Raw genomic sequence first — 19,176 nt, 5'->3', positions numbered from 1 at the left:
GCGCATGCTATGCCTTGTTCACGTCATGCTTGTCCGCTCAACTGAATACATGATTCACAACCGTCTTGGCCCACCGCTTCTGATTTGCTTTGTGCTCGCCGCCGCGCTTCCGGCCGCGGCGCAACCTGTCGCGAACGCGCCACAGGCACAGACGCCCGACACCGCAGTCGCCGAACGACCCACGCCCTATGATGTCCAACTGTCCCGGCTCGCCGAAATCCTCGGCTCGATCGATTATTTGCGCAATCTTTGCGCAGCATCGGAAGACGGATGGCGGGGAGATATGCAGCAGCTGCTTGACACCGAAACCAAGGGCGAGCCGAAAAGGAAGGAAAAATTGACCGCCGCGTTCAACCGTGGGTATAGGTCCTTTGCATCGGTTTACACGAATTGCACGCCGCAGGCGCTCGTTGCCGAGGAGCGATACCGTAACGAAGGTGCAACACTGGCGACAGAAATCACCGCCCGCTTTGGAAATTAACGATTTATTAACCCCTTTTCGCACCCAGCCGTGTCGTTTTAGGAAAAGGCTGATAAAGTTGTTAAGCAAGTGGTAAGGACATGAACGTCTCGAGGAAAGAATCAATGGAAACCAGCCTGAACGAAATCGACGACATGATCGTCCATGAAAAAATGCAGGCAGCGCTGGAATACCAGAACGAGGCTTGGGCTGACGGCATGGCTGATGGTATCGAGCCCGAGATCATCGCCGACGCCGCCATCGCGCATGCCATTCGCGAGACCATCCGCATACAGGGTGAGCAGGGCGCGGAAGCCTTGCTCGAATCGCTTCGGGAACGCATGCTCGCTGGGGAATTCTCTCCGAACCGTACCCTGCAATAGTAACCAGAGATTGTTCATGCATATGTTTCCGGGCAATGAGTGTCGCCGTTCCATTGCCTCGTTTGCAGCCGTAACCATGATTGCCGGTTCCGTTGCCTTGCCGTTGCCGGCACTAGCCTTCTCGCAGCTCAATCCACCAGCTTCCCAACCGAACGCTCCAGGCGCCTCCGCTCAGCAGAAGAACCAGAAACCTGTCGAGCAAGCACTGGAAGCGCCGTCCACTACGCTCCCGACGCCGGATCCGCTGGTCAACAAGCAAGCCGACCAGGGCAATGGCGATGCAGCAAGCGCAAACAAGTCGGTCGAGTTCCTCTTCGACATCAACAAGGCGCCGGAGCCGGTGCGAAAGCTCCGTGAGGCGATCGTGGAGGCGGCGGCCTCAGGCGATCTCGAGCGCTTGCGCCCGCTGATGAATATCGGTGGCGGTCTCAAGCAGACCCAGGTCACCGCCGACGACCCCGGCGAGGATCCGATCAAGACCCTGCACGACCTTTCGGGCGATCCAGACGGCATCGAAATCCTGTCCATCCTCCTCGACATCATGTCGACCGGCTTTGCCCGTGTCGGCCAGGGTACGCCGGACGAAATCTATGTCTGGCCCTACTTCGCGCAGAAAGACATCAAGACGCTCTCCACCCCGGAAAAGGTCGACCTGATGCGCATCGTCACGGCGGGCGACTACGCCGATATGCTGGAATTCGGCGGCTACAATTTCTATCGAGTCGGCATCACGCCGGACGGCAAGTGGAAATTTTTCACGTCGGGCGAATGATCCAGTCGGAGAACTTGCGGTTCGCGGTCGAAGGCCCTACCTCTGGATCATAGCCCAAATCAGCGGATCCATCATGCCAGCCGTATTCCTGAGAGACCGTTCCTTCATCCGCGTCGCCGGCGCCGAGGCGGAACCGTTCCTGCACAATCTCATCACCACCGATCTCGTCTCGCTCGGCGCCGACGAAGCGCGCCCCGGCGCGCTGCTGACGCCGCAGGGCAAGATTCTGTTCGACTTCATGATCTGGCGAGATGGCTCCGGCTTTCTGCTCGAGACAGACACGGCACAGCGCGATGGCCTTCTGAAGCGGCTCACCATGTACCGGCTGCGCGCCAAGGTCGATTTCGGCGTCGAAGATATTCAAGGCGTTACCGTCGCCTGGGCGGACAAGGCAACGGACGGCCCCAAGGATAGCCGCTTCGCCAAGGCAGGCATCACGCTGACGCGCACATCAGGCCAACATGGGGACGATGCCGAGACGCTTTATGACGCGCTGCGCATCGCCAACGGCGTTGCCGTTTCCGGCCGCGATTTCGCATTGCAGGACGCGTTTCCGCACGATGTGCTGCTGGACCTCAACGGCGGCCTGGGCTTCCGCAAGGGCTGCTATGTCGGCCAGGAGGTGGTCTCCCGCATGCAGCATCGCGGCACGGCGCGCAGGCGCGTCGTCATCGTGAGCGGCAATGCCGACCTGCCCGCCTCCGGCACGGAACTCACCGTCGGCAGCAAGCCTGTGGGCACGCTCGGTTCGACCGCAGGCAGCAAGGGTCTTGCCATCGTCCGCATCGACCGCGCGGGCGAAGCCATGGCAGCAGGAACACCCATCCGGGCTGATGATACCGACGTCTCGGTATCGCTGCCTGCTTGGTCCGGCCTCTCCTTCCCTTCCCAGGCCGACGAGGCTTCGGCATGACATCGGCCAAGACTGCGCGCGCCTGGCAGCGCATGCTATCGGGACGGAGGCTCGACCTGCTCGATCCGTCGCCGCTCGACGTCGAGATCAGCGATATCGCCCATGGGCTTGCCCGCGTTGCGCGCTGGAACGGCCAGACCTATGGCGATCATGCCTTTTCAGTAGCGCAGCACAGCCTCGTCGTCGAAGCGATCTTTCGTCATCTGAACCCGGCGACGCCGGACGAATTGCTGGCGGCGCTGCTGCATGACGCACCGGAATATGTCATCGGCGATATGATCTCGCCGTTCAAGTCGGTGGTCGGCGGCGACTACAAGGCGGTGGAAAAACGGCTCGAAGCGGCGATCTATCGTCGTTTTGCCCTGCCCCCGCATTGCGCGCCGCAGCTGAAGGAAAAGATCAAGAAGGCCGATACGGTCTCGGCCTATTTCGAGGCGACACTGCTTGCCGGCTTCACGCCGGAGGAGGCGCGCAAGTTTTTCGGTCAACCCCGCGACATCACCCGCGAGATGCTGCCGATCGAACCCATGCCGGCAATCGAGGCGCAGCGGCTGTTCCTGAGGCGCTTCGAGGCGATCGAGGCCGAGCGCACGTCGATGAGGATCGGTGCGTGACGACGATCGTCGTATCGCCGCTGGCACGCATCGCCGAAATGGCCGTTCGCCATCATGCGCGCGAAATGATCAGCCTGATGGCCAAGGAGCATGCCTTTCACCGCCCGGCCGTCATCAATGCGGAACGTCATCTGCTGCTCAACATGAACGATATCAGCTTTGCCGGCACCGGCGATCTCATCGCCCCGCAGGAGGCGCATGTTCGCGCCATCATCGATTTTGCAGCGGAATGGGATCGCGCGGCGCCCTTGCTGATCCATTGCTGGATGGGTGTATCGCGTTCGCCGGCAGCGGCGCTGATCGCGGCCCTTGCCGTTCTTCCGGAAGAGGACGATCTGGCGCTCGTCCGCCGCCTGCGCGCGGCCTCCCCTTATGCGACACCAAATACTCGGCTGATCGCCATCGGTGACGACATGCTCGGGCGCAAGGGCCGGCTGGTCGCGGCGGTCAAGGAGATCGGACGCGGCGCAGATGCCGATGGCAACGCGCCTTTCATCCTGCCATTGGCTGTGCACAGCGACATTCTATGAAAGAACGGAGACTGCGCTTGCGCAGCCTCCGTCCGTATCGCAACAATCCATCCCGATGGATCAGGCCGCAGCGCTGCCCGTCTGGTCAAGATCATACTGGCCGTAGGTATTCTGATAGAGATTCATCGACGATTGCATTTCGGCAAGGAAGTTATCCAGCGCGTTATTCTTGGCAGTCGTGGCTAAGCTCGTTGCGCTGCTGCCGCTGGACGTCGGCTCCAGGGACAGCATGTCGGCGGCAGAAGCGTCCAGGGGCTTGAGGACATCGAGGCCTTCGGCGAACTGATCCTTCGACAGCGAGCCAGAGCCTTGCGTATCAATGCTCTTGAAGAGGTTCTGGGCGTCGCTTTCGCTCATGTCCTTCGGTCGCCCGGCAACGAACTCGTCCGCCGAAACCTTGCCATCCTTATTGGTGTCGAGGCTGGCAAACAGCTGGTCCATGGGCGATTGGCTGGATGAGCCGCCAGTGGACGAAGCCGTGCTCGACTGGCTGGCGCCTGTCTGCTGCATCTGCAGCAGCATGGATGCCAGATTGCCGGAGAAAACATCGGTCGCGCTCGGATCGCTGCTGCTGCCATTATCCTCGTCGCTGAGGACGCTTGCCGACAGGAGACCGGATTGTGCCGCCTCCTGCAATTCCTGGGCGTCCACAATGCCGTCCTGGTTCTTATCAAGGGGACTGTACGAGGCAGCCGTCATGCTGCTTCCAACTGAAGAAACTCCACTCATCCAAATCTCCTAAAGCAAACGCCATCGGCGTGTTCGGTTACCCCCCGGCACACTTATTCATCTGCGGATAGAATAGGTCGATTTGGTCGCGTGATTAAAGATATGTGTTAATTGATCATTAACCTCAATTGACAGCTACCGAATCATATCGCCAATGGGCCTTGGCGCGGCGAAGACAACCTTTGCTACACACCGGCAGCATAAAGGGTCCGAATCACCCTGACCGCCTCATCTATTGAATGACAGCACATGCGAGGCGCTTGCCGGCACCACCAACCGGCTGACTGCGGTAATCATCCGAGTCGGCATGGATCATCAGCGTCCGGCCGCGAATGCCATTCTTGCCGTTCAATGACACCATGCCGTTGAACACCTGGGCGTGCAGCTTGCCGTCCTGATCGACATATTGGTTGGGCATATCGCCCGCATGCGGTCCCTTGGCGGCAAGGAAACCATGCTCGGCCTTTGTGGGATTGAAATGGCCGCCTGCGGACTCGAATCCGTGCGTGTGATCGCAGCGGCTGCTTTCATGAATGTGGAAAGCCACCCAGCGATTGGACGGCAGGCCGGACACCTCCATCTCGATCAGCACGCCCGCCTTGCCTTCGGTCAGCGTTGCCCGCCCCGCCTGCTTGCCATCGAGACCGACAAAATCGGCCGTCGCCGTTCCCTGGCTCTGCGCTGCGGCGGGCAAGGCCACAGCGAGAGTGAGAATTGCAGCGATTATCATCCGTTTCATGGAACAGTTCTCCCTTGCGTGTCGGTATCTAACGCTTGGCGGAGACGAGTGTTCCGAGGAGGGGAAATGCGGCTGCATCAAATAGATAAGGCGGCCCGCCGGCATATCCGGCTGGCCGCCAAAACACTGCAGCGGACATCTATCAGGCGGCTATGCCGCTGACGTCGTACTGGCCATAGGTGTTGTTGTAGGCATCCATCGGTGACAGAAGGTCCACGCCAGACGCAATATTGGATTGCGGCGACGTGACCGTGGATGCCGCATCGGCGCTCGGCAGTTGCATCAGCTTTGCGATGAGGCCACCCAATGCGCTGGCGGAGCTATCAGTATTGGCTTCGAGAATGCCTGGACGCTCGCCGGCTTCAAGCTCCGTACGACTGAGGACGCCGTCACCATTGGCATCGAGACGCGAAAGCGTGCCGCGATACGGATAGGAGCTGCTGGATATGGAAGAAACATGGGACATACAAACCTCCTGAGGTAGGAGCCGCCTCATGCGACATCGTTTGTACGCAATACATTCAGAGTTGAACTATGGAGCCTTGATAGGCTGCTTTGCTCGGCTCGTAAAGACAAATTGTTAATGAGTATTAACCATAGTTTTCAAGCAGTAAATCGCAATTGTCTAATATTTCTTCCGCATGGCTTTATCGAGACGATGGCCATAATCCACTGGAATCATAAGCAAATTTGACTGTCTGGTCTTACCGTTCTGGCCGATTGGTATATTGTGCGGCGGATTGCCTAGAGAGGACATGATGGAACTATTGCCGCTCGTCATCCTGATCGTCGGTATTTTCATACTGCGAGGATACAATCTACGGATAAAGCGGCTGGAAACGCGCGTCCAGGAGTTGCAAAATGCGCTCGCTGGCAGGGTGCTGATGGCGGACGCAGGCGAATCAGTCGACGTGACGGAGCCGGCGATCGCCGCCGCCGCGGGACCCGCAGCAGCCATCCAGGAGCCACCGACCGAAGCGGCAATCAAAGAGCCTACAGCGGCCGGCATCGAAGAACCTGCCATCGCCGCGCGCAACATCCCCGATGCACTCACGGATGGCACGCTCACGGATGATGGTCCGGATATCGCGGCGCGGGAAGCGCCGCAGCCGAGAGAGAGCCTGGAAAGCACGATCGGCGCGCGCTGGGCCGTGTGGGTCGGCGGCATCGCTCTCGCGCTTGGCGGTATCTTCATGGTCAAGTATTCGATCGAGAGCGGCCTGTTGAGCCCGGGCGTCCGGCTTGTGCTCGCGGCGATCTTCGGCTTGATCCTCGTCGCGGCAGGCGAAATCATTCGCCGACGCTCGGCGCCTGTTCTCGGCAATGCCTTCCAGAACGCGATGATCCCCGGCGTGCTGACGGCAGCCGGCGTCGTCGCGTTGTTCGGATCGACCTATGCGGCGCATGGCATCTATGGCTTCATCGGGCCGGCGACGGCCTTCGTTCTTCTGGGCCTGATCTCGCTTGCAACGCTTGCACTGTCGCTGCAGCACGGACAGGCGCTCGCCGGCCTCGGTCTGCTCGCCTCCATGGTCACCCCCGCCCTGATCGCGTCGACGGCGCCGCAGCCATGGGTCCTGTTCGGCTATCTCGTTCTGACGTGGCTTGCGACCCTGCTCGCGTCGCGGCTGCGGCGTTGGCTGATTGCGCCCTCCTTTGCCAATGCGCTGCTCAGCCTTTGGCCGATGCTCTATGTCGCCTACAGCGAAGTCGTGGACTTCACGCCGGTTACGCTTTCCATGCTTGCCATGATCGGCGGCACCATCTTCATCTGGCCGGGACGCTTCCTGGCTGCCACTGCCGCGAAGGCCGCAGATGGCATAGGGACAGAGATGGCGGCCGATCCGATGCAGCTAGCGAGCACCGGCGGCTGGGGCGCGTTCCTTGCCCGACCGCCGCTCGGCATGACATTGACGGCGTCGATCGGCGCCCTTGCGGTATCACTCCACCTGCTGACCTACAGTCTCCAATCTGGATATCCCATCGTCGATGCCATGTTCATGTTCGCGGCGATCGTCGCGGCAGTGGCGGCTTTCGGCGCTGGCCGCATTCATGCGGGCTGGGCGGCGATCCTGTCAGCCGTCGTCGCCGTCGTTGGCGTGTCCGGCGTTCTGACCAACTGGATTGCCGGTGTCGAGCCCAAAAGCGCCGACGGTATCGTGACGATGCAGAGCATGGTGCTCTATGAATCGCTCGGTATCGGAGCCATCTTCGTGCTGGTCGGCGCCTTCTTTCTGAGGCGGTTCGCAGAGGGCGAGAAGCCCTTCGCCGCGCTCTGGAGCCTGATCATGGCCGCCACGCCGCTGGCGATCGCGACGATCAGCTTCATCAATTTCGGCAACTGGACGTTCGACTGGCTGCACGGCCTCTATGGCGTCGGGCTGGGCATCGTCCTGATGGCGCTCGCGGAATGGCAACATCGCCGCTCGGGCGAAGGGCTGAACCTGCCGACCAACATACTCGCCGCCGGCTCCTTCGGCGCCATGGTCTTTGCCTTGCACATGTTTGCGCATGACGCCGCGCCTACCATACTGCTGCCGGTCCTCGGCATCGCTTATGTTTCGGCGGCGCGCCTGCGCGACTGGCCGGTCCTTCCCTGGACCATGGTCGCCGCATTGATCATCACCATGGCGCGTATCGCCTGGCAGCCGACCATCGTCGATCCGTCGGAGCTCGGCACGACACCGGTCTTCAACATGCTGCTGGCGGGCTACGGCATTCCTGCCGCACTTGCCGCGTTGGCGGCTTTCACGGTCCGTCACTCTTCAAGTGTCCGGCTGCGCAACACGCTGCAGGCATTGGCCTCCTTCCTCGTGCTGCTGACGATCGCCATCCTGGTGCGCCATGCCATGAATGGCGGTGTCCTCAATGACGCCGTGCCAACACTCGGAGAACAATCGATCTACACGCTGCTGGCGATCGGTGCTTCCGCGATGCTGATGACCCTCGACCTCAGCGCCGCGAGCCCTGTCTTCCGCTATGGCAGCATGGCTCTCGGCACCCTCTCGGTCATCCTGACCCTGACATTGCATCTGCTGGGATTAAACCCGTTTATCACTGGCGAGAGCACCGGCCGGATTCCGTTGTTCAATCTGTTGCTGTTGGGCTATCTCCTGCCCGCCATCGCCTATGGCGGACTGGCGCTCTATGCGCGGAACCGACGCCCCCTACCCTATGTAAGCATGCTGGCCGTTGCCGGCGCGGTCATGGCCCTTGCCTGGGCGACGCTATCGGTGCGCCGGCTATGGCAGGGGGAATACATTCCTTTCTGGAACGGCTTCATCCAGGGCGAACTCTATTCCTATTCCGTCGTCTGGCTGCTGATCGGCATCGCCCTTCTCGGGCTCGGCGCCCGTTTCGAGGCACGCAGCCTGCGCATCGCCTCGGCGGCGCTGGTCTTCATTGCCGTCGTCAAGGCCTTCCTGATCGATATGGCAAACCTCGAGGGTTTCCTGCGCGCCCTGTCCTTCATCGGCCTCGGCGCTGTCCTGATCGGCATCGGCCTGTTCTACCAGAAGATCCTGACACGCAAGAAGACGACGGGGTGATTGCGGCGAATCCCTTGTCCCGGTAGGACGAGGGAACCTGGCGACAGATCATTCCGGAGCAAGTGAGATAATGGACACCAACAGGATGGCGCGGGCGTTTGCCCCCTTCGAAACGCTGGCGGCGGATCTTATCCCGCATGCCGCCGACGGCGATGACGGTTCGCATGATATTGCCCATATCCTGCGCGTCTTCAGGAACGCCATGGCTATCCAGGCCGAGGACGGCGGCAATGCCCGGATACTCGCCGCGGCCGTGTTGCTGCACGACTGCGTTGCGGTCGAGAAGAATTCGCCCCATCGCGCGCAGGCTTCGCGGCTGGCGGCCGAGAAGGCCTCGGGCATCCTGCGGCAGCTCGGATGGACGGATGCCGACATTGCAGCCACGGCGCATGCGATCACCACGCACAGCTTTTCCGCCAATCTTCCGCCGGAAACGCTCGAGGCGAAGATCCTGCAGGATGCCGACCGGCTGGACGCGATCGGCATGGTCGGCGCGGCGCGCTGCTTCTATATCGCAGGCCGCCTCGGTTCCGGCCTCTACGACCCGTTCGACCCGCTTGCAACGGAGAGGCCGCTCGACGACAAGCGCTTCGCCATTGACCATTTCGAGACAAAGCTGTTCAAACTGGCGGAGGGCTTCCAGACCGAGACCGGCCGCAGATTTGCAGGCGCGCGGCACGACCGGCTGAAGACGGTGCTGGCAATGTTCATCGACGAAATCTGAGGGCTACACTATGCGGGTCAGCGATCTCTTTATTTATCCGCTCAAGAGCGCGCGCGGCATCGCCATTCCATCGGCCGCCATCGACGCCTTCGGGCTGACTGGTGATCGCCGTGCCATGCTGGTCGATCCCTCCGGCCATTTCATTACCCAGCGCGAGCTGCAGGCGCTTGCGCAGATCGATATCCAGCCCGGCCCCTCCAACCTGCGCCTGAAGATGGAGGGCAAGCCCGACATCATCGTGCCGCCGCCGCACCCCGACAATCGCATGGATGTCATCGTCTGGAAATCGGCCGTCAGCGCATCGGTTGCCGATGAAGAAACCAACAAGGCCCTGTCCGACTGGCTGAAGCGCGACGTGAAGATGGTGTTCTTCGACGGGCTTGCCAAGCGCGCCGCCAATCCGGAATGGGCGGGCGACGATACGCCGATCACCTTTTCGGATGGATACCAGATCCTCGTCACCACAACCGGCTCGCTGAAGGCGCTCAACGCCAATCTTGCTGCCCATGGCGAAGGCGCTGTGGGCATGGAGCGCTTCCGTCCGAACATCGTCATCGATTGCGACGAGGCGTGGCCGGAAGACCGCTGGGCGACGATCGAGATCGGCGGCATCCGCCTCGATCTGGTGAAGCCCTGCGCGCGCTGTATCATGACGACGCAGGATCAGAAGACCGGCTCCCGCGACGTGCCGAACCCGATGCCCGCCATGGGTCGCGTCCGCATGTCCGCCGATCGCCGCGTTCCCGGTCCCCTGTTCGGCTGGAACGTCGTGCCGCGCGGCGAAGGCTCAGTCAAGATCGGCGATGCGGTGACGGTCATCGAGGAACGGCCGGAGGGTTGGGCCTTCAAGCGGCGATAGCGCAGTTCAGCGTTTCATGGAATCGCCAAACCGCTCTATCCATTTATTTTTACGCAATTCCGGAGGGAAAACCGCTGCGCACTTTTTCTGGAATTGCTCTGGGAATCGCGCCACGGGCGCACAGCCCGCTTTTCAGTGCTTTGCGATGAGAACTGGCGAGGCCGTCGTATCATCCAACGCAACGGAATTGACCGCCTTCAGCGCCGCCTGAATGAAACCCTCGCGCGCTGCGGCGATCTGTATGCCGCGCGGCTCATAGACATGGCGATGCAGGAAGAAACCCGTCAGGCGGAAAGCGGCGGCCAGGCTTTCGCTATCCGCGGCGACGACGGCTCCGATCGTGAGGAAAGGCGGCAGGGCCAGCATCTTGTCGGCCCACGGCAGACCTGCAGCACGGCAGACGGCGCGCCCGGTCTTTGGCGAAACGAATGCCAGGTCTTCGCGTATGCCGGTCGCCGCGCACTCGGTCAGATCGAGACCGAAGCCGAGATCGTTCAGCACCGCGAGCTCGAAACGCACGAAAAGCTCGCCGGCATCGGCGGGATTCTCCAGGTTTTCCAGGATGACATCGAGCGCATCGTAAAGGTGCGGGTGCGGATCCCGCTCCGGCAGCAGCCGCAACAGGGCGCCCATCGCCTGCACGCCGTAGACGGCGGTCGCCGTTTCCATCAGCCGCGCCGCTCTCAATGCAATCGGCTCCATGCGAAATTCGCCGAGATGCTCGTGCAGCCTTGCCCGCCAGGTCACTTCGACCAGATTACCGGCCTGCAGCACCGGCTGCATGGTACGAGACCGGCCTCCTCGCACTAGGCCCATATGCCGGCCGCGCGACCGCGTCATCACCTCGGCGATGACGCTGGTCTCGCCAAGACGCTTGACGCCCAAGATGATTGCGTGGTCCTGCCATTGCATTGGCTGGTCTGCCCCAAAAGAATTCGCGATTCGAGTTTAGGACAAATAGCTGCGGCTGTCACATGGCGGAAGATCTGCCGACCGCTGTCAGCCTTTCGACAAAGAGGCGCATAGACTGCTCATCGAAAGGTTTGTTCAAAAGCGGCACATGCCGCAGGTCCGGCGGGAAATCGAGCGTATCGGAATAGCCGCTGACGAAACCGAAGGCGATGCCGCGCTCGGCCAGCAGCCGGGCAAAGCCAAAGCTTGTCGACTCCCCGAGATTGACGTCCAGCATCGCAAAATCATAAGTATCGGAATGAATGGCGTTGACCGCCTGTTCCAGATTCGAGGCAATCTCCACCTGCTCGATCCCGACAAGACGCAGTATTTCCTCCGCCTCCATCGCAATAATGAGATTGTCTTCGAGAATAAGAACGCGCTGAAATGTCATATCAGCGCCATCCCTGCGTGTGTGCGCCAAGCGGCGCCCCCCGTAAATAAGTCCACATCTATCCCTCCGGCGCCAATCATCGGCCCGTATTGAATGGATGGTTTTCCCCATCCGTGCTGGCTCGGTCCCTTGTGACATGACCTCGCCTCTCAACCGCTTCGCACTTTTTGCAATGCGGCACTATGGGCTCGTCAACATGCTCCAATCGCTTCTGCTGCCGGGGTTAGTAAAAGGTGAAACTGGTCGAAAAGTGACGGTGATAGTAATCTATGCTGATACAGTTGCCGCCGACATTTAAAAAAGACATGTCGCCGACGAAATGAATTGCCTTCAAATGAAGGGCCGCTTGCCCGAATCAAGCCCGTCCCAACCGGCGATTTCGGCGAGCTTTTTCACGTCCAGAACGTTGCATCCGCGCTCCTGCCAGAGAATCAGCCCGCGTTCGGCCAGTTTTTTCAATGTCTTATTGGTATGGACAACGGAAAGGCCGAGTGTGTCGGCCACATGCTGCTGCGTGATCGGAATGACTTTGCTGCCATTGAACAGCCGAAGGGCGCTGGCGCGCTGATACAGGTAGGCGATCAGATAGGCTGCTCGCTCGATTGCCGACCGGCGTCCGATGCTCAGCAGATGCTCATCCAGTATTCGCTCTTCCCGGGCCGCAATCCAGGTCAGATCGAAGGCAAGAGGCGGATGGGAATTGTAGAGCGTCATCAATTCCGTGCGTTCAAAAACACAGAGCGATATCGGCGAAAGCGCTTCGGTGGAGTGCTGCATCTCTCCCATGATCGAGCCCTGCAAGCCAACGAGATCGCCAGGCATGACATAGTTGAGAATCTGCCGGCGGCCGTCCTCGAGCGTCTTGTAACGGAAACCCCAGCCGGACAGGATCGTGAAGAGGTGGGCGCTGTGCGCACCTTCGAGGAAAATCGTGGCGCCCGCGTCGACGAGAAGCTCGCCCTTCTTGAAACTGCTGATGAAATTCAGCTCATCGCGGTCGAATTCGCGAAAATGCGGGAGAGACCTCAACGGACATTGTTGGCATGGCGTTCGTTGCCCATGCATCGTCGCGGCCTTCGCCATGGATCGCCTCCCTGAGTTGCATCAGCTCAAGCGGCAAGCCCGATAAGCTGCTGCAATATAAAGCACTCAGCGAAGCAAAGTTCCATCAACGCGGGAAGTCCAGCCCCATCTCCCGGAAGCGCTCGGGGTCGTCTCCCCAGTTCTCGCGCACCTTCACGAAGAGGAAGAGATGCACGGGCTGCTCCAGGATCGCGGAGAGTTCCTTGCGCGATGCGGTGGAGATCGATTTGATCGCTTCACCGCCCTTGCCGAGCGCAATCTTCTTCTGACTTTCGCGCTCGACGTAGATCACCTGCTCGATACGAACAGAGCCATCCTTGCGCTCTTCCCACTTTTCCGTCTCGACATGCGAGGCGTAAGGGAGCTCCTGGTGGAGCCGCAGGAACAGCTTTTCACGGGTAATTTCGGCGGCGAGCTGACGCATCGGCAGATCCGAGATCTGATCCTCCGGATAATACCAAGGCCCTTCCGGCAGGGTCTTTGCCAGATAGTCCATAACATCGTCGCAACCGGAGCCGTTTTCGGCCGATACCATGAAGGTCTGCGTGAAGGCGATCTTCTCATTGGCAGCGGCGGCAAGCGCCAGCAGGTCCTCGCGGCGGACACGGTCGATCTTGTTGAGAACGAGGATCTTTGGCTGAAAAACCTCCTTCAGCCCTTCGAGAATGGCCTCGGCGTCACCGCGCAATCCTCGCTCGCTGTCGATCAGCAGCATGATGAGATCGGCATCCTTGGCGCCGCCCCAGGCGGACGTCACCATGGCGCGGTCGAGACGTCGGCGCGGCTTGAAGATGCCGGGCGTATCCATGAAAACGATCTGCGCATTGTTGTGGATGGCGATGCCGCGAACGATCGCGCGCGTGGTCTGCACCTTATGGCTGACGATCGAAACCTTGGCGCCGACGAGCCGGTTGAGCAGCGTCGACTTGCCGGCATTGGTCGGGCCGATGAGGGCCACGAAACCCGAATGGGTCGGACCGGTCTGTTCAACCGCGCCGTCGTCGGCGGGCGTGTCTTGCTGATTGGTCATCTTTTCCGTCGTTTCCAGGCAGTCATTTCTCAGTCGACTGAGGCTGCCATATACCTTCGCGCTCCAAGATCCGCGTCGCCGCAACCTGTTCAGCCGCGCGTTTGGAGCGTTCTATTCCTGTCTCGGGCGCCGTTCCCGCCACTTCCACGGTCACCGTGAAGCGGGGATCATGATCCGGTCCGCTGCGATCATCAACCCTGTAGACCGGGGTGACGCCGAATTTCGCATGCGCCCATTCCTGCAATTCCGTCTTGGCGTCGCGCCTTGCGCCATCGGGCCGAACCGCGCGGCGCTCCCAATAACGCAGAATGAACTTGCGGGCCACTTCGAGGCCGCCATCCAGATAAAGCGCTGCAATCAGGCTTTCGACGACATCGGCACGCACATTGAGCATGCGCTTCCCGGTCAGCTTCTTCACGTCGGCGCCGGTGCGGATATAGAGATGCAGCTGCATTTCATCGGCGACTTCGGCGCAGGTATCGGCGCTGACCAACTGATTGAGGCGCACAGAAAGCTCACCTTCGGTCGCCGTCCCGAACGTCTTGAACAGCAGCTCGGCGATGCACAGGCCAAGAACCCGGTCGCCGAGAAATTCCAGCCGCTCGTAGTTATCAGTCTTTTGCGTGCGGGCGCTGGCATGCGTCAGCGCCCAATCGAGGCGTTCCCTTTCGGCGAATTCGTAGCCTATCGCAGATTCCAGTTTGGCACGATCCGCCTGCGAAAGCGTCTGCACTTTCGTCATTCGACAACCTTGAAGAGGCGATCCCAACGCATGTTGGTCGGCCATTTCCAGATCTCGCGGAACGACGTGTCGTGCCCAAGCGAGAAGAAGATGATGCTGGCGCGGCCGATCAGGTTCTCAGCCGGCACATAGCCGACATCGAAGCGACTGTCGTCGGAATTGTCGCGATTATCACCCATCATGAAGTAGTGCCCAGCCGGGACGACGTATTCCTGGGTATTGTCGCCGCGCGAATTCGGCGAAAGATCCAGCGTGTCGTAGACCTTGCCCGTATCCGACAGCCGCTCGCTGTAGACGGGGATATTGTCGCCCGGCTCCTGGCTGTAATCCGACGAGAACGTGCCATGCGGCTCACGCGGCACGGCCTGGCCATTGATATAAAGAATATCGTTCTTCACCTGGATGCGGTCGCCGGGCAACCCGATGACACGCTTGATATAGTCGACATCCGGATTCGGCGGGAAGCGGAAAACCACGACGTCGCCGCGCTTCGGTTCGCTGCCGAGGATACGGCCGCTGAACACGTCCGGCGAGAACGGCAGCGAATACTTCGAGTAACCATAGGCGAACTTGTTGACGAAGATATAGTCGCCGACCAGCAGCGTCGGCATCATCGAACCGGACGGAATGGTGAATGGCTGAAATAGAACCGTGCGGATGATCATGGCCAGGACAAGCGCCTGAACGATGACCTTGATGTTTTCCCACAGGGCGTTCTGCTGTTTTACGGCTTTCTCGGACACGCAGTCTTATTCCTTTTTCGCACCCCACCGGCGCAACTTCCATTCAGGCACTCTCTACCCGCTTCATATCGCGGCGGCAATGGCACCGGTGCCAAAAGCGACATCCGGTGGCGATTCAGCCGTCCATCGGCAGCGCCTCGATGATCACAAAGGCCTGAGCAAGAGGAAAATCATCCGTTATCGTCAAATGAATGGCGGCGCGATGATTTGCCGGCAGCATGGCGGCCAACCTTTCGGCTGCCCCGCCGGTCAACTGCATCGTCGGCTTGCCGCTCGGCAGATTGACGACGCCCATGTCGCGCCAGAAGACACCCTGCGCCAGACCGGTACCCAACGCCTTGGAGCAGGCCTCCTTGGCGGCAAAGCGCTTGGCATAGGAGGCAGCCTTGTTCTTGCGGCGCTCGGATTTGGCCCGCTCTATCTTGGTGAAACAGCGGTCCGTGAAGCGGACGCCGAAGCGCTCTATCGTCTTTTCGACGCGGCGGATATCGATGAGATCGCTGCCTATCCCGATGATCATGAGAAGGCCCTCCAGCCGGCCGGGGCGCAGTCGGGCTTCGTCAAACGCTCGACGCGTTGTCGACAAGCGCCAGGCGCTCGCGGGCACGCTCCATCAGGCGCTCCTTGCGGCGCGTCTTGAAGGTCTTCACGCCATAATAGGTCAGAGCGTAGACGATCACGCCCGAAACGATCGCCGGGGGAATGCCGCCGATCAGCATCGGCTTCAAAACCGGGTCCCAAATCTGCAGGAGATCGCCCTTGTGCCACAACGCCGGCAGATCGATGCTGCCACCGCCCTGACCGCCGCTGTCGCGCGCCAGGATCAGATGGCCGATTTCCCAGGTGAAGGCCCAGATGAAGGGGTAGGTAATAGGATTGCCGGCTGCCAGGCAGCCGAGGGCGGAGGCGATGACGTTGCCGCCGATCAGATAGGCGATGATGATCGCCATCACAAAGTGCACGCCGATGAACGGCGTCCAGGACACGACGATACCCGCCGCAAAACCGGCCGCAACCGAGTGCGGCGAGGCGGCAAGGCGGACGAGACGCTTACCAAAATATTGGAACGAACGAAGGAAACCCTTGCGGGGCCAAATGTGCTCCCGCAGTTTTTCTTTCAGTGTCAGTGGTTTTCGGCGACGAAACAGCATGCGGCTTATCTAGTGCACTGGGGGCCGTCATGACAAGACCGGCCAAGCATATCACGCGCTGATTAAGAACCGAAAGTGCGGCCCTTTTTGGGAGCGTCACCTGTTCAGGGGCAGGAAAGAGAACGCCCTGACATTTTCTGGAAGCATTATCGCAAGTTGGCGACTGCTCCAAGGGCGCAACAATGGCGCGCCCCTCCTGGTCTTGAAAGTATTAACAGCTATTAACGCTGGCGGAACAGACCGCGGTCGACCTGACGCTGACGATATTCAAGGTCAAAACGGTCGTGCGAGCCGTTCAGATAAGCCATTTCGCGTTCTTCAACACTCGGAACACGCAGGGCGCGGGCGAATTTCTTGATCGGGCTAAACATTGTCTTCTCTCATCTTTGTTTCGTTTCTTCGATGACCAGAAGATAGGCTGGACGGAGGTCAATTACCACCGCTCTAAAATAGACACAGCAATGCGTTCAGTGCATACCTATCCAGAAAGCCGCTCGAATTTGGTCACAAAATGATCACAAAATATGCAGCCTGCACTGGATCGACAGCGGCGGCGGCCGATGTCACTCGTAAAGCCGCTTCACCGTCGCGATGCAATCAAGTTCCTTGAGCTGCACGAGAAGCTGGTTGAGCTGACGCAGATCCCAGACCTCGACATCCAACGCCATCTCGGTGAAATCGGCGGCAACGCGAACCGTGTTGAGGATGCGGATGTTCACGTCGATATCGGCAACGGTCTGCGCGACCTTGGCGAGCGTCCCGGGTTCATTCAGCGCGTTGATGAGGACACGGGCGGTAAAACGGGATTTGTTGGCCTCGTCCAGATCCCAGCGCACATCGATCCACCGTTCCGGCTCATCGTCGAACCGTTGCAGGATCGGCGACTGGATCGGATATATGGTGATGCCCTTGCCCTTTTCCATGATACCGACAATGCGGTCGCCGGGCACGGCGCCCGTCGGTGCGAAATGCACTTCGACATTGGCTGCCAGGCCACGGATCGGCGGCGCATCGGCGCCGTCGGCGAGATCGGCCTTGTTCTTGCCGGGGATCTTGAAGATCATCCCAGCGGCACTGTGAACATTGAACCAGCCCTCGTCGCCGGCGGGCTTGACGGTCACGCGTTCGTCCTGGTGGTCGGGATAGACGGCGCGCAGAACGTCGAGCGACGACATTTCCCCTCGCCCGACCGCAGCAATGGCATCCTCGACATCCTTCTGGCCGAGACGATGCAGGGCAGGCTTCAATGCTTCCCGCGAGAAGACCTTGCCGGCACGCTCGAAGGTACGCTCCAGAATGCGATGGCCGAGGCCGGCATATTGCTTGCGAATGGCAAGCCGGGTGGCGCGGCGAATGGCGGCGCGTGCCTTGCCGGTCACGACGATCTCTTCCCAGGCGGCCGGCGGCACCTGCACGCCGGAGCGGATGATCTCGACCTCATCGCCGTTGGTCAGCCGCGTGACCAGCGGCATGATGCGGCCGTTGATCTTGGCCCCGACCGTGGTGTCGCCGATATTCGTGTGGACGGCATAGGCAAAGTCGATCGGCGTGGCGCCGCGCGGCAAGGCAATCAGCTTGCCCTTGGGCGTGAAACAGAAGACCTGATCTTGGAACAGCTCGAGCTTCGTATGCTCGAGGAACTCTTCCGGGCTGTCGCCCTCGGCCAACGCCTCGATGGTATGACGCAACCAGGAGTAGGCATTGCTTTCGCGCGACAGGAGCTCGCCGTCGCCGTTGTTGCCGGTACTGGTGCTGGTGCCGTCCTTATAGAGCGTGTGGGCGGCAATGCCGAATTCGGCGATCTCATGCATGCGCTTGGTGCGAATCTGCAGTTCGATGCGCTGACTGGAGGGGCCGACGATCGTCGTGTGCAGCGAGCGGTAGTCATTCTGCTTCGGCGTCGAGATATAGTCCTTGAAGCGGCCCGGAACGACGCGCCAGCGCGTATGCACGATGCCGAGCGCGCGGTAGCAGGACGGAATATCGTCGACGAGAAGACGGAAACCGTAAATGTCTGAAAGCTGCTCGAAGGACAGCGACTTCGACTGCATCTTGCGGAAGACCGAATAGGGCTTCTTCAGCCGGCCCTTGACCATGGCATTGGCAAGTCCGTTGGCGACCAGCAGGTCACGCAGTTCGGTCTCGATCTTCTTGACCAGGCCTTCGTTGCGCCGCGACAGCTCTTCCAGGCGCTTGGTGACGGTATCGTGCGCCTCGGGATTGATGTGGCGGAAGGAAAGCTCCTCCAACTCCTCGCGCATATCCTGCATGCCCATGCGGCCGGCAAGCGGCGCATAGATTTCCATCGTCTCTTCGGAAATGCGGGCGCGCTTTTCCGGCGACATGTGATCGAGCGTCCGCATATTGTGCAGGCGATCGGCGAGTTTCACCAGAAGCACGCGGACGTCGTCGGAAATGGCGAGCAGCAGCTTGCGCAGGTTTTCCGCCTGCTTCGCCTTCTTGGTGACGAGATCGAGCTTCTTGATCTTGGTCAGGCCTTCGACCAGACGGCCGATATCCTCGCCGAACAATTCGTCGATCTCGGCGCGCGTCGCCGTCGTATCCTCGATCGTATCATGAAGGAGAGCGACCGCGATGGTCGACTCGTCCAGACGCATGTCCGTCAGAATGGCAGCAACTTCGAGAGGATGGGAAATATAGGGATCGCCGCTGGCACGTTTCTGCTGGCCATGCTTCTGCATCGCATAAACATAGGCCTTGTTGAGCAGAGCTTCGTTGGCATCGGGCTTGTATTTCTGCACGCGCTCAACAAGCTCGTATTGCCGCATCATTCCAAAGCTACTCCCGCCA

22 protein-coding genes are annotated in these 19,176 nt (G+C 60.3%); 9 read left to right on the top strand and 13 right to left on the bottom strand.

Annotated elements, in window-relative coordinates; translation table 11 throughout:
- The first annotated feature begins 49 nt into the window (after window positions 1-49).
- From FHT29_RS20460 to FHT29_RS20435, 6 genes are all read left to right on the top strand, one after another.
- Window positions 50-481 (top strand): TIGR02301 family protein, encoded by a 432-nt coding sequence (locus tag FHT29_RS20460; protein WP_168600084.1) that lies wholly within the window; start codon window positions 50-52, stop codon window positions 479-481.
- A 104-nt stretch (window positions 482-585) separates the two neighbouring features.
- The gene (locus FHT29_RS20455) at window positions 586-843 is read left to right on the top strand and encodes a hypothetical protein (RefSeq protein ID WP_034507811.1); all 258 of its coding nucleotides are present in this window, start codon (window positions 586-588) and stop codon (window positions 841-843) included.
- Between the two features lie 16 nt (window positions 844-859).
- Window positions 860-1,615: a hypothetical protein gene (locus tag FHT29_RS20450; protein WP_168600083.1), complete on the top strand. Its 756-nt coding sequence runs from the start codon at window positions 860-862 to the stop codon at window positions 1,613-1,615.
- Window positions 1,616-1,688: 73 nt separating this feature from the next.
- Complete coding sequence (locus tag FHT29_RS20445) at window positions 1,689-2,528, top strand: folate-binding protein YgfZ (protein ID WP_037193898.1); 840 nt, start codon at window positions 1,689-1,691, stop codon at window positions 2,526-2,528.
- The gene (locus tag FHT29_RS20440; protein ID WP_037193896.1) at window positions 2,525-3,142 is read left to right on the top strand and encodes an HD family hydrolase; all 618 of its coding nucleotides are present in this window, start codon (window positions 2,525-2,527) and stop codon (window positions 3,140-3,142) included. The genes FHT29_RS20445 and FHT29_RS20440 overlap by 4 nt, the downstream gene beginning before the upstream one ends.
- Window positions 3,139-3,672: a tyrosine phosphatase family protein gene (locus FHT29_RS20435; protein ID WP_168600082.1), complete on the top strand. Its 534-nt coding sequence runs from the start codon at window positions 3,139-3,141 to the stop codon at window positions 3,670-3,672. Before FHT29_RS20440 ends, FHT29_RS20435 begins: the two co-directional genes overlap by 4 nt.
- A 60-nt stretch (window positions 3,673-3,732) precedes the next feature.
- Here the strand turns inward: FHT29_RS20435 and FHT29_RS20430 are convergent, their stop codons facing one another.
- From FHT29_RS20430 to FHT29_RS20420, 3 genes are all read right to left on the bottom strand, one after another.
- Complete coding sequence (locus tag FHT29_RS20430) at window positions 3,733-4,371, bottom strand: EF-hand domain-containing protein (protein WP_246703064.1); 639 nt, start codon at window positions 4,369-4,371, stop codon at window positions 3,733-3,735.
- 262 nt (window positions 4,372-4,633) lie between these two features.
- The gene (locus FHT29_RS20425; protein WP_047552799.1) at window positions 4,634-5,140 is read right to left on the bottom strand and encodes a superoxide dismutase family protein; all 507 of its coding nucleotides are present in this window, start codon (window positions 5,138-5,140) and stop codon (window positions 4,634-4,636) included.
- Between the two features lie 142 nt (window positions 5,141-5,282).
- Entirely contained in the window at window positions 5,283-5,606 is a 324-nt protein-coding gene (locus FHT29_RS20420; RefSeq protein WP_047552796.1) for a hypothetical protein, read from the bottom strand.
- Between the two features lie 292 nt (window positions 5,607-5,898).
- Here FHT29_RS20420 and FHT29_RS20415 point away from each other — a divergent pair, with 292 nt between their 5' ends.
- From FHT29_RS20415 to FHT29_RS20405, 3 genes are all read left to right on the top strand, one after another.
- A complete protein-coding gene (locus FHT29_RS20415) occupies window positions 5,899-8,688 on the top strand; it encodes a DUF2339 domain-containing protein (protein WP_047553315.1) in 2,790 nt (929 codons plus the stop codon).
- A gap of 70 nt (window positions 8,689-8,758) precedes the next feature.
- Window positions 8,759-9,412, top strand: coding sequence for an HD domain-containing protein (locus tag FHT29_RS20410; protein WP_210166045.1), 654 nt, complete (start codon window positions 8,759-8,761; stop codon window positions 9,410-9,412).
- A gap of 10 nt (window positions 9,413-9,422) precedes the next feature.
- Complete coding sequence (locus FHT29_RS20405) at window positions 9,423-10,271, top strand: MOSC domain-containing protein (protein WP_047552793.1); 849 nt, start codon at window positions 9,423-9,425, stop codon at window positions 10,269-10,271.
- A 132-nt stretch (window positions 10,272-10,403) separates the two neighbouring features.
- Here the strand turns inward: FHT29_RS20405 and recO are convergent, their stop codons facing one another.
- From recO to FHT29_RS20355, 10 genes are all read right to left on the bottom strand, one after another.
- On the bottom strand, window positions 10,404-11,183 hold the full coding sequence (gene recO, locus FHT29_RS20400) for a DNA repair protein RecO (protein ID WP_037193877.1): 780 nt from the start codon (window positions 11,181-11,183) through the stop codon (window positions 10,404-10,406).
- A gap of 58 nt (window positions 11,184-11,241) precedes the next feature.
- Window positions 11,242-11,616, bottom strand: a complete 375-nt coding sequence (locus FHT29_RS20395) for a response regulator (RefSeq protein ID WP_037193875.1) — start codon at window positions 11,614-11,616, stop codon at window positions 11,242-11,244.
- 330 nt (window positions 11,617-11,946) lie between these two features.
- On the bottom strand, window positions 11,947-12,699 hold the full coding sequence (locus tag FHT29_RS20390) for a Crp/Fnr family transcriptional regulator (protein WP_037193873.1): 753 nt from the start codon (window positions 12,697-12,699) through the stop codon (window positions 11,947-11,949).
- Window positions 12,700-12,784: 85 nt separating this feature from the next.
- Window positions 12,785-13,729, bottom strand: a complete 945-nt coding sequence (era, locus tag FHT29_RS20385) for a GTPase Era (protein ID WP_037193870.1) — start codon at window positions 13,727-13,729, stop codon at window positions 12,785-12,787.
- A 22-nt stretch (window positions 13,730-13,751) separates the two neighbouring features.
- Complete coding sequence (gene rnc, locus FHT29_RS20380) at window positions 13,752-14,471, bottom strand: ribonuclease III (RefSeq protein ID WP_037193868.1); 720 nt, start codon at window positions 14,469-14,471, stop codon at window positions 13,752-13,754.
- Window positions 14,468-15,214, bottom strand: a complete 747-nt coding sequence (gene lepB / locus FHT29_RS20375) for a signal peptidase I (RefSeq protein WP_037193866.1) — start codon at window positions 15,212-15,214, stop codon at window positions 14,468-14,470. The genes rnc and lepB overlap by 4 nt, the downstream gene beginning before the upstream one ends.
- Before the next feature lie 115 nt (window positions 15,215-15,329).
- On the bottom strand, window positions 15,330-15,734 hold the full coding sequence (gene acpS, locus FHT29_RS20370) for a holo-ACP synthase (RefSeq protein ID WP_047552783.1): 405 nt from the start codon (window positions 15,732-15,734) through the stop codon (window positions 15,330-15,332).
- Window positions 15,735-15,774: 40 nt separating this feature from the next.
- Window positions 15,775-16,365: a DUF2062 domain-containing protein gene (locus tag FHT29_RS20365; protein ID WP_047552780.1), complete on the bottom strand. Its 591-nt coding sequence runs from the start codon at window positions 16,363-16,365 to the stop codon at window positions 15,775-15,777.
- Window positions 16,366-16,586: 221 nt separating this feature from the next.
- Window positions 16,587-16,736, bottom strand: a complete 150-nt coding sequence (locus FHT29_RS20360) for a DUF3563 family protein (protein ID WP_080739544.1) — start codon at window positions 16,734-16,736, stop codon at window positions 16,587-16,589.
- A 192-nt stretch (window positions 16,737-16,928) separates the two neighbouring features.
- Window positions 16,929-19,157: a bifunctional (p)ppGpp synthetase/guanosine-3',5'-bis(diphosphate) 3'-pyrophosphohydrolase gene (locus FHT29_RS20355; RefSeq protein WP_037193859.1), complete on the bottom strand. Its 2,229-nt coding sequence runs from the start codon at window positions 19,155-19,157 to the stop codon at window positions 16,929-16,931.
- Window positions 19,158-19,176: the final 19 nt, after the last annotated feature.

Origin of the sequence: Rhizobium sp. SG741, from assembly GCF_012275435.1 — a bacterium.
Lineage (GTDB): Bacteria > Pseudomonadota > Alphaproteobacteria > Rhizobiales > Rhizobiaceae > Rhizobium > Rhizobium lusitanum.
The sequence above is the reverse complement of the archived record's forward strand: the minus strand, read 5'-3'. Positions and strand labels throughout refer to the sequence as shown.

Bases quoted from the DNA above. Each gene is read 5' to 3' on its own strand.
- FHT29_RS20365 (WP_047552780.1), bottom strand. From the start codon at position 16,365: ATGCTGTTTCGTCGCCGAAAACCACTGACACTGAAAGAAAAACTGCGG.
- recO (WP_037193877.1), bottom strand. From the start codon at position 11,183: ATGCAATGGCAGGACCACGCAATCATCTTGGGCGTCAAGCGTCTTGGC.
- FHT29_RS20395 (WP_037193875.1), bottom strand. From the start codon at position 11,616: ATGACATTTCAGCGCGTTCTTATTCTCGAAGACAATCTCATTATTGCG.
- rnc (WP_037193868.1), bottom strand. From the start codon at position 14,471: ATGACGAAAGTGCAGACGCTTTCGCAGGCGGATCGTGCCAAACTGGAA.
- FHT29_RS20425 (WP_047552799.1), bottom strand. From the start codon at position 5,140: ATGAAACGGATGATAATCGCTGCAATTCTCACTCTCGCTGTGGCCTTG.
- FHT29_RS20445 (WP_037193898.1), top strand. From the start codon at position 1,689: ATGCCAGCCGTATTCCTGAGAGACCGTTCCTTCATCCGCGTCGCCGGC.
- acpS (WP_047552783.1), bottom strand. From the start codon at position 15,734: ATGATCATCGGGATAGGCAGCGATCTCATCGATATCCGCCGCGTCGAA.
- FHT29_RS20360 (WP_080739544.1), bottom strand. From the start codon at position 16,736: ATGTTTAGCCCGATCAAGAAATTCGCCCGCGCCCTGCGTGTTCCGAGT.
- FHT29_RS20420 (WP_047552796.1), bottom strand. From the start codon at position 5,606: ATGTCCCATGTTTCTTCCATATCCAGCAGCTCCTATCCGTATCGCGGC.
- FHT29_RS20390 (WP_037193873.1), bottom strand. From the start codon at position 12,699: ATGGCGAAGGCCGCGACGATGCATGGGCAACGAACGCCATGCCAACAA.
- FHT29_RS20440 (WP_037193896.1), top strand. From the start codon at position 2,525: ATGACATCGGCCAAGACTGCGCGCGCCTGGCAGCGCATGCTATCGGGA.
- FHT29_RS20430 (WP_246703064.1), bottom strand. From the start codon at position 4,371: ATGACGGCTGCCTCGTACAGTCCCCTTGATAAGAACCAGGACGGCATT.
- FHT29_RS20415 (WP_047553315.1), top strand. From the start codon at position 5,899: ATGGAACTATTGCCGCTCGTCATCCTGATCGTCGGTATTTTCATACTG.
- FHT29_RS20460 (WP_168600084.1), top strand. From the start codon at position 50: ATGATTCACAACCGTCTTGGCCCACCGCTTCTGATTTGCTTTGTGCTC.
- FHT29_RS20450 (WP_168600083.1), top strand. From the start codon at position 860: ATGCATATGTTTCCGGGCAATGAGTGTCGCCGTTCCATTGCCTCGTTT.
- FHT29_RS20405 (WP_047552793.1), top strand. From the start codon at position 9,423: ATGCGGGTCAGCGATCTCTTTATTTATCCGCTCAAGAGCGCGCGCGGC.
- FHT29_RS20410 (WP_210166045.1), top strand. From the start codon at position 8,759: ATGGACACCAACAGGATGGCGCGGGCGTTTGCCCCCTTCGAAACGCTG.
- FHT29_RS20355 (WP_037193859.1), bottom strand. From the start codon at position 19,157: ATGATGCGGCAATACGAGCTTGTTGAGCGCGTGCAGAAATACAAGCCC.
- FHT29_RS20455 (WP_034507811.1), top strand. From the start codon at position 586: ATGGAAACCAGCCTGAACGAAATCGACGACATGATCGTCCATGAAAAA.
- era (WP_037193870.1), bottom strand. From the start codon at position 13,729: ATGACCAATCAGCAAGACACGCCCGCCGACGACGGCGCGGTTGAACAG.